General features: G+C 37.2%; 6 protein-coding genes. 2 read left to right on the forward strand and 4 right to left on the reverse strand.

Annotated features, from left to right (window positions below; all coding sequences use genetic code 11):
• Window positions 1–1,817, reverse strand: a 1,817-nt coding sequence (locus AC1DSB_RS09875) for an S-layer homology domain-containing protein (protein WP_477586619.1), incomplete at its 3' end; no start/stop codon positions are given.
• 179 nt (window positions 1,818–1,996) lie between these two features.
• Between AC1DSB_RS09875 and AC1DSB_RS09880 the strand changes: the two genes are divergently transcribed.
• Window positions 1,997–2,716 (forward strand): hypothetical protein, encoded by a 720-nt coding sequence (locus AC1DSB_RS09880; RefSeq protein WP_477532655.1) that lies wholly within the window; start codon window positions 1,997–1,999, stop codon window positions 2,714–2,716.
• 199 nt (window positions 2,717–2,915) lie between these two features.
• Here the strand turns inward: AC1DSB_RS09880 and AC1DSB_RS09885 are convergent, their stop codons facing one another.
• The 3 genes from AC1DSB_RS09885 to AC1DSB_RS09895 form a co-directional block, all read right to left on the reverse strand.
• Complete coding sequence (locus tag AC1DSB_RS09885; RefSeq protein WP_477532654.1) at window positions 2,916–5,096, reverse strand: 5'-nucleotidase C-terminal domain-containing protein; 2,181 nt, start codon at window positions 5,094–5,096, stop codon at window positions 2,916–2,918.
• Window positions 5,097–5,246: 150 nt separating this feature from the next.
• Window positions 5,247–5,708 (reverse strand): VanZ family protein, encoded by a 462-nt coding sequence (locus AC1DSB_RS09890; RefSeq protein ID WP_477532653.1) that lies wholly within the window; start codon window positions 5,706–5,708, stop codon window positions 5,247–5,249.
• 615 nt (window positions 5,709–6,323) lie between these two features.
• Window positions 6,324–7,373: an S-layer homology domain-containing protein gene (locus AC1DSB_RS09895; RefSeq protein ID WP_477533030.1), complete on the reverse strand. Its 1,050-nt coding sequence runs from the start codon at window positions 7,371–7,373 to the stop codon at window positions 6,324–6,326.
• Between the two features lie 196 nt (window positions 7,374–7,569).
• Between AC1DSB_RS09895 and AC1DSB_RS09900 the strand changes: the two genes are divergently transcribed.
• A complete protein-coding gene (locus AC1DSB_RS09900; protein ID WP_477586621.1) occupies window positions 7,570–8,571 on the forward strand; it encodes an NERD domain-containing protein in 1,002 nt (333 codons plus the stop codon).
• The last annotated feature ends 241 nt before the right edge of the window (window positions 8,572–8,812 follow it).

The following is an 8,812-nucleotide window of genomic DNA, read 5'->3' on the forward strand; positions in this document are numbered from 1 at the left end:
TTTTGAACGTGTGGTCGTGCAGTGTTACCGATGTAACGGTAATCTGTAAAATTCGTAATCTTTTTAGTCGTGTCTACTTTAACGCCATCAGTGCCGATAAAATCAAGTGCACGGCTAATCATGATTGCTGCTTCATCACGAGAAATTTCATCATATGGACGGAATTTACCTTTCGCATCACCCTTAACAATTCCAGCTTCAACTACTGCTGCAATTTCACCATTAAGATTGAAAGCTTGTTTTGAAGAGACATCAGTAAATTTAACATTTGAAGATTTCGAAATTAATCCAAGACCGCGAGATAAAATTGCAGCAAACTCACCACGTGTAATTTCACGGTTTGGAGAGAATGTTGTTGCAGTCGTCCCTTTAACTACCATACGAGAAGCTAATTTCTCAACATATTCTTCTGACCAATTTTTACCGTTATTTACATCATTAAATGTCTTGAAGTTCTCAATTAGTGTGTAAACAGAGTTACTGTTACGGTATAGATTAGCTTCTTTATCTTCTACAAATGTCGGAACTGCTACGACTGAACCGTCAGCATTGACTACCACACCAACTGTTGTTAATGGATTTAGGGTTGTAGAAGTACTAATTGAACGTTGAACAGGTTTACTGAAATTTTTCAATTCGATTGTTTTATTATCCGGTGCTACTAAAGAAAGTTTGAAATCAATTGCATCAGATAGTGTTTTAAATCCAGCTTTACCTGCTAGTGGGTTTGCGACTTCATCAACTGTTACTACTAATTTTAATTCAGCAGAAGCAACACCTAGCGACGCAGCAGCTGCCAAAAGGTCAATCTGAGAAACAGGAACTTCATATGTAGCGTCTCCAGAAACGATAACAACTACCGCTTCACCGTTTTTGTTTTTGAGAGCACTTAATATTGTTGCAGGAATACTTACAACTTCAACACCAGCATCTAATTTAACAACTAACTCTTCAACAGTTGCCGCTTTCGTAATTGCATCGATTACAGATTGTGGATTTGACTCAATTGTTGATCCATCCGTTGATACCTCATCTTTATTTACCTCAACTGGAGGTGGTGTTGGTCCTGGAGTACCACCGCCTGGATTTCCTGTGTCGACACCGAATTTTCCGTCATAAATAGTCGCAACTTTTGCAAAAGCAGGTTTAGCGTCATTAATTATTCCAACACTCAAGATATCTTGGAGCTCATCAAAAACTCTAGTTAATACGAACTTATCTGTAATTGCTTTTTTTACATCTGGATAACTTGTTGGGGAAATTAGTGCATTCACAAATTCGTTAAATAAAGTTGTCCCTTTTGTATTGTTCGCATAGTTAGTAAAAACTTTAGTTTCAGTTTCTACTAAGAATGAAGTAAAAGTAGCTTTTGTAAATGTAGTAGAACCTACTTGTACATCAAATGCTTTTTGTAATTCAGCATCACTCACCTTTGAGTAGAAACTATTAATAGAAGCTTTTAAGTTAGTTGTTGTACTTGCGGCAAATAAAGGAAGAAGATACGTAAGAACTTTCTGCTCTTCAGCAGTTAAAGTACTTTTATTAAGCATTCTTTCTGMAACATCTACCCAGTCACTTTTGGCAGCTAAGTAATTTTGGGCTGCATGTAATTTAGATAAGTCATCTTTAGTCAAACTTGGATCCGCATAAACTACATCTAATTGATTAAGGAACGTTTCCACGTTACTAGGTAGAGAATCCTGCTCTGCTGCACTAGTCTTCTCAGCATTTATACCTACTGCTATCACGGGTGTGAATGCAACCGCTCCTGCGATTATTGCTTTTATAGTCTTATTATCACTAGAAAATTTAGTCATTAAATCACCTCTTGGTTATATTTGCTTATTACGTAGTGTTTATTATAGTCCATAGATTTTCCAACCACAACCGAATTTACCAAATATATTGAAATTGGATTGTCTTTTCAATAAATCTACTTGGTTCATGTCGAATTATGGTAATCTTATAGTAGAATTTATTTAGGAGGCGTCTGCGCGTGAAAAAGCATTGGAAGAAAATATTAGCTGCTTTCGTAGCTTTATTTTTAATCGTTGGTGGATATTTAATTTACATTTTTCAAATTAAGGAATATGATATAGCCGATTCAGAAGTCACAGAAATTACTAAAGAAACATATAAAATTGACTTACCAGATGGCACTTCTATTGAATTAGATGAAGATGGCAACATTGTTGAATCGGAGGTTAACAATAATATTCCGGTCGTGTCTACTGACAATGGATCTTCAGGTACAAATTCTAGTAACGGAACAACAAATGACGACTCTTCTACTGGTACAAAAACGAGTACAACTGGTAATTCATCAAACGGTAGATCCAGCACAGGCAACACCCCTGATAGTGGTGTAACAGTTGCTTCTATTAAACAGAAATATGAACCCGTAATGTCGAGTCTGCAATCTCAGGCAAATAGCCGTATTAATGCATTAGTTGGTCGTGCATATTCAGAATATCAAGGAAAAAAAGCAAATGGTGAATCAATTAACTACGCTTACTTCTACAACAAATACACTTCAGCTGCTTCTGAATTGGAAGGCCGAACAGACAAAGTATTTTACTCAGCAATTTCAGTTATTGAAAAGGAACTTGTAGCAAACGGTTATGGAAAGTCCCACGCTCAAAGTTTAATAAATGACTATGAAGCTGAAAAAGAAGCTCGTCGTAATGCACTTTTAGATAAGGCAATGAATAGATAATAAGTCTTCCTGACCGAAATACCGGTCAGGATTTTTTAATAGAAAAATTAGCTATTAAACATTACTATTATTGAGTTGTTTATTATAAACTCTTATTTAAAATACAATGACAATTCTCACTCATTACAACCTTTCAAAAAACAATACCCCCGACATCAAAAGATGCCGGGGGTATTTTACAATTTATTAATTTACTTAATTATTTAGCTGCAGGAGCAGGAGTAGCAACGTCAACGATGCGACCTTCTACTTTTGGATCAACTTTATCCAACGTCTTGATGTAATCGATGAAGCTTGTGTAATCAACGATACCTGGTTCAGACACACGACCTTCATTGTAAGCCGTTTTGAACATTTCGTAACCGTCTCCACCTTTAGCTGTGAATGTGTTAGTTGCTACGAAGTAGTTTTTCGCATCTTCAAGAGCCACATATTCAGTTCCAACTTTAACTTGAACTTTTGTTACACGTTTGCCCGCTTCTTTTGAACTATCATACTCAAATTTCATGCCAGATACGTGTAAGAATGCACCGTTTTCTTTTGGTGCTTGAGACACTGAATGTTCCAAAGCAGCTTTGATTTCAGAGCCTTTAAGGTCTATGATTGCCAATGCATTACCAAAAGGCATAACTTTCAATACTTCACCAACTGTAATGTCACCCGCATCGATTGAACTACGGATACCCCCACCGTTTTGAAGAGCGATTACCGTATCTTTATTGATACCTTTTGCTTTTGCAAGCATACCGTCAGTCATCAAGTTTCCAAGGTTTGTTTCATTGAAGCGAACACTTGACTTGCCTTCTGTATCACCAGCACGTTGTCCATCTAACATCGCTACTGCTGTTGTACCTGTAGATTGAGTTTTAATAGCTTCAACTTCTGCTTTATACGGAGCCAATAATTTCACAGCGCCTTCATCAGCAGCAAAGTTTTCAGCCTTCATTTCTAAATATTCTCCAGCAAAGACTGAAACTTCGCCTTTTTTATTGAAAGTAACATCAAGAGTTCCTAATAATTTACCATATTCATTTGCCGTTACGATAACTGTTGGAGCGTCGAACGCTTTAGATACTACCGGAGCAGAAATTTTCGAATGTGTATGGCCACCAACAATAATATCGATACCTTCAACTTGTTTCGCTAATTCCAAGTCATTATCAAATTTCAAGGAATCATCTAAACCAAGATGAGTAAGTGCGACAATTTTATCTACGCCTTGTTCTTGAAGTGCTTTTACAGACGCTTTTGCCGATTCAATGTAGTTTTTGAATTCAACTTTCCCTGTTGAAGAAATTGTTGGTGTTTCTTCAGTTGTTAAGCCAAACACACCTACTTTTTCACCATTAACATCTAAAACCACACCATTATAGATTTGTCCATCTTTGTATGATGAAGCGTAAGTTTTTGATTGAAGTCCGTCAAACAATGGGTCTTTCGAGAAATCCACGTTAGCAGATACCAATGGGAATTTTGCATTTTTGATGAATTCCGTTAAAGACTTGTGGCCATCTTTTGAAGATCCCAAATCGAATTCATGATTACCAAAAGTCATGGCATCATAACCAAGGTAGTTCATCATCTCAACGTCTGCAGCGCCTTCAAATGCGTTGAAGTAAAGATCTCCAGAGAATACGTCACCAGCATCTAGTAAAATATTGTTTTCATTTTCTGCACGTACTTCTTTAATTGCAGTAGCACGGAATGGAGCTGTTTCTAGGTATGCATGTGTATCATTTGTATGCATAACAGTTAAGTCGTAGAAACCAAAATGTTCTTTTGCACGATCAAGGAACAATGCAAGTTCACCACGTCTCACTGCGTACCATGAACCATATTTTGTTTCTGTTTGTCCATTTGTGATTCCAGCTTTAACAAGAGCATCAACATATTTTGCAAATCTAGGATTTACATCTGTAAATTTAGTCTTTGTAACGCTCTCATCGATTGGTAGCTTAGCAGCATTTGCTAATATCTTAGAAGTTTCATCACGAGTCAAATCGTCATAAGAGCCAAACGATTTATTCGTCTTACCGTTTACAATCTTCGCTTCTACCAATGCATCAACTGCCCATTTTGCACGAGCTGGTACATCAGTGAATCCAGAGCTCTTATACTTTCCGTCTTCAGAAAAACCTAATGCACGTGCAACTTGAACCGCTGCATCTACTCGGTCAATGTTTTTGCTAACACCGAATTGTGTATCAGTTAGCCCTTTAGATATACCGCTTCCCACCAAAAAGTTAACCGCATCACTATATTTCTCACCTACATCAGTGAATTTCATTTCGTCAGCTGATGCAACTGGAGCAAAAGCCATGGCTACGGCCGCAGCAGTAACAGTAGTAGCTAAGAATTTCTTATTAGACAATTTCGACATGTACAAATTTCCTCCTTCGAATATGTAGGTTATTAGGTAAAAACTCTTACCCTATTAATTTTACCAATATTCCCATTAATAATATAGTTTATTTACAAAATCTTCATTTTTTTGCAAGCGTTTTCTTATCATGTAAAAAAGAAGCCCATTTTAAATGGACTTCTTTTTTTTAGACCTATACTTTTCAATGAAATAAATAGAGATTAATGCCAAACCCGCACCAAATGAATCCAACAAAACATCATGTATGGTTGGTGTCCGCCCGCCTGTCAGTGATTGATGAAATTCATCAGCAATCGCCAGTACTACTGTAAGGATAAATGCCATCCTTAAGCGACCTACCATGATATACGCGGCAATAGCAAGAGCACCAAACGTAACAACATGTGCTCCTTTTCTGATTAGAAATTCAATAAATGCATGGTACCCACGTTCTTCCACAGAAACGATTGTCCCCCAATAAGGAATTTGCAAAAGAGATAAACCACCTTTAAAAGGTTCGTTTGGGAGCCATCTCATGAGGTCAGGAATCAACGACTGTTCTTCATACGTTTGTGCAGAAGAATAAAATAGTGTTGCTAGGATGAAGATAAATAGAATGTACTTTTTCATATTTTCAAGTTTAGCACACTTCCTAGATTTATTCGTGCTGAAGGGTGATTGTGGATCAGGAGTTGGAAATCTGCATTTCGTGCATGGTTATCTAGATTTCGATTAGCGTTATCTAGAATTCGTGGTGTGTTTTCTGGAATTGGTATCAAAGTAAATTGKTATCTACATTTGGTGCSTAGATATCTGTATTTCGTGATGACTTATCTAGATTTCGATTAKCGTTATCTMGAATTCGTGGTGTGTTWTCTGGAAWTGGTRTCRAARTAAATWGTTATCTACATTTSGTCCGAYGATATCTGKATTTCGTGMTGACTTATCTGGATTTCGATTAWCSTTATCTCGAATTCGTGGTGTGTTATCTGGAATTGGTATCGAAGTAAATTGTTATCTACATTTTGGGCGCAGATATCTGTATTTCGTGATGACTTTTCTAGATTTCGATTAGCGCTATCTCGAATTCGTGGTGTGTTATCTGGAATTGGTATCAAAGTAAATTGTTATCTACATTTCGTCCGCAATATCTGTATTTCGTGCTGGCTTATCTGGAATTGGTTACACCCTTCATAACATAGAAAAATGGCAGTCTAAGTTAGACTGCCACATTATTTTTCATATTTATTTACTAGAAAACATATGCACCCAATAGATTTGGCCATTGGAATCTTTCTTTATTCCAGCACCGATATTGGTATAGTCTTTGTTTAAAATATTGGCTTTATGACCTGGTGAATTCATCCACGCAGTTACAACTTCCTGCGGTGTTCGTTGACCATATGCAATGTTTTCTCCGAAGCTGCTATAACTATAGCCGAACTTCTCAGCCATATCCCAAGGCTTCCCATACGTCGGAGAGATATGATCGAAATAATTGTTTTTTACCATGTCTTCCGCTTTTACTGTGGCTATTTTAGATAATGGTGCATCTGCCGCTAATGCAGGAAGACCCGCTTTCGCGCGTTCAAGATTCACCAAGTGAATGGTTTGTTTTGCGGTATCATCAATTGCAAGCGTGGAATCGACATAGACTTTATTTGTGCTGTCATACTTAATCACACCTGAATCTCGTTTTTGATCCCAAGTCATCGCACGATCGATGAAGACCGACAATTGCGCACGGGTGACTTTGGCGTACGGAATGAAATAATTCCATGAAACTCCTTCAGAAATTTTCACTTCCGCCAGCGTAGTAATGAATGGTTTCCAGTTGTCTTGTGGCACGTCTTTGAAAGTAACTTGGTTATTATCGTCAATTTTAATTTGGTATGCCACTACCAGAACTTTGGCCATTTGCGCACGACTCAATGGTGCATCAGGGTTAAATGTTGTCGCATTTGAAAAGATTCCTTTTTCAGTTAAAGCGCGTATTTCTTTAAATGCCCAGTGCGTTGAAGGTACATCTTGATAACTCGTTTTGAAAGTTGAATCAAGCGGTAGCTTTAACGCACTCGCCAATATTTTTGCGGCTTGTGCACGGGTAACTTGATTGTTCGGACCAAACGTCCCATTACTATATCCATTAATTATTTTTGCATTTGAAAGCTTTATAATTGAGCTATATGCCCAATGTTCCGTTGAAACATCCGGAAAACCAGCAGCTTGACTACTTGTCGGAACGAACAAAGTAATAGCGAGTAATGCCGCAACAATAAACTTTACGGGTTTCATTCTCCCACTTCCTCTCTATTTTATTTTACTCTACCAAAAAATAGAATAATTTTAATGAGGATAAGGAGACGCGAAAATAAAGCTATGATATTGGAAGATTGTTGAAATTTGAAGGGATTTTCATGTTGGTGTAGGGTAATAAGTTTTAATAAATCTTGTGAGATATCATTATATTTGATAAATTCATAAAAAGGAGATGATTTTTATTCAACTAAATCGAGATATTCCTGCAGGATTATTTGCTCTTCGGCGATTGCATCGTCGATTATCGGTAAATCACCCCCAGTTTACCGACATTAATCAAGATTTGTATAATTCCAATGCAGGTCATGCTGGAGAAGCATATATTGATTCTGTCTTATCGACCATTCACTTCCCTATCCCCCATATATTACTTCCCAATATTCGAATCCATGAAAAAGACATTCCTTCCACCCAAATTGATATTTTAATATTCACAACCGCTTATGCATTAATAATAGAAGTAAAGAATTGGAGTGGAACAATATCCTTCCAACAAGTCGGACAAGTATTACAAACAAAAGATGGCATCGTAAGATCAATGGATTGTCCTACCGTTCAAGCAGATTATTATGTCGGGAATTTGCTAGATTGGTTTGCAAAGCATGATACACAATTACCTGTGCATCGAATTGTCAGTTTCCCCTTTGCTTCCACCTTACTAATTGGAGCTGAGAATCGGGGTATTCATTTTGCAAAAGAGTTACCTATAATTCTTCRGAAATTAAATAAACTCCCGCAGCAACTTACTCATTATCAATTTCAAACACTTTCTAAGAAATTACAAGAAGCAAATCGACCCTTCGAACACGCAACTGCATGCCAAAAATATGGAATACATCCCTCTGATCTTCTTAAAGGAATTTTCTGCCCGAAGTGTGAGAGCCGCTTATTGAAAAAAAGTAATCGAGTATATGTATGCTCCTCATGTCTTCATACTCCTGACAACCCTTTTTACGATACGATGATAGATTGGTTTACATTGGTCGGCAATCAGATTACCAATAGACAATTACGTTTATTTGCAGGTGTAGACAAATCCTATTCGGTCGGTTATTTTATGAAAAAATCAAACTTCCCTTACTCAGGTCAGAATAAGGGAACAATCTATCATGTAAATGCTGAAGAAATGCATCGCTTTCTATCCAAAAAGGAAAAAGTTTGCTTCCGGAAATGACCGGAAGCTTTTCTATTGTAATTAAGAGTTATTGATTGATAAACTTCATGCGATTTGCGATGCAAATGGCACCATTTCAGCGCGTTTGAATTGTGCGGATTTCATGAATTTTAGATATGAGTACTCGATTTCTAGATAAACACTGGCCAATGCGAGATATCACCTATTGAAATGTAGATATCACACGTCGAATCCTCGATATCCACCCGCGAATCCTTGATTCCGGCGATAAGCCCACAGC

The organism is Paenisporosarcina sp. P4_E4_2, from assembly GCF_056401595.1.

Bases quoted from the DNA above. Each gene is read 5' to 3' on its own strand.
- AC1DSB_RS09895 (WP_477533030.1), bottom strand. From the start codon at position 7,373: ATGAAACCCGTAAAGTTTATTGTTGCGGCATTACTCGCTATTACTTTG.
- AC1DSB_RS09885 (WP_477532654.1), bottom strand. From the start codon at position 5,096: ATGTCGAAATTGTCTAATAAGAAATTCTTAGCTACTACTGTTACTGCT.
- AC1DSB_RS09890 (WP_477532653.1), bottom strand. From the start codon at position 5,708: ATGAAAAAGTACATTCTATTTATCTTCATCCTAGCAACACTATTTTAT.